The organism is Rhizobium sp. L9 (assembly GCF_002531885.1).
Lineage (GTDB): Bacteria > Pseudomonadota > Alphaproteobacteria > Rhizobiales > Rhizobiaceae > Rhizobium.
On record NZ_NWSZ01000102.1, the window covers coordinates 1 to 690 of the forward strand.

At 60.4% G+C, this 690-nt stretch carries 1 pseudogene; it reads right to left on the reverse strand.

From position 1 onward, the window contains the following. Positions 1 to 690 (reverse strand): annotated as a pseudogene (locus CO660_RS32465) (IS256 family transposase); the annotation flags it as partial.

Consider the following 690-nt stretch of genomic DNA (forward strand, 5'->3'; position numbering starts at 1 on the left):
GAAAGATGCCGACGACCTCGGTGCGTCGCTTGATTTCGCCGTTGAGACGCTCAATTGGATTCGTCGAGTGCAGCTTTGCCCGGTGCTCTTTCGGGAAGGTCATGTAGGCGAGCACGTCCTCTTCAGCGTCGTCCATGATGGTGGCAAGCTTCGGCACTTTCGGCCTGATTTGATCGGCGACACTGCGCCATTGTGCGGCTTGCTGCCTCCGGGGTCTCCTGGGCAAAGGCCGTCGCGATGAAGGCGGATACGACCCGCCTGCCGCTCTTTCCAGCATGCGCGAGCACGTTCCTCATGAAGTGAACCCGGCACCTTTGCCAAGTGGCATTGAGAACCTTGGAAACGGCAGCCTTGATGCCCTCATGTGCATCAGAGACAACCAACTTCACCCCGCGTAGACCGCGGCGCGTTAGCCTGCGCAGGAATTCCGTCCAGATCGGTTCGGCCTCCGAGGTGCCAACTTCCATACCCAGGACCTCGCGCCGACCGTCGCTGTTGACGCCCACCGCGATAATGACGGCGACTGAGACGATGCGGCCGCCACGCCGGACCTTGAGATAGGTCGCGTCCACCACAGGTCGTCGACAGAACGGGTCGAGATTCCCTGGATATACGCTTCCTGGATAACGGCCGTCAGAGCTTTCTCTGCCATGCGGCGCGGTTCAAGGAAGCTCGGAAAGTAGCTGCCTT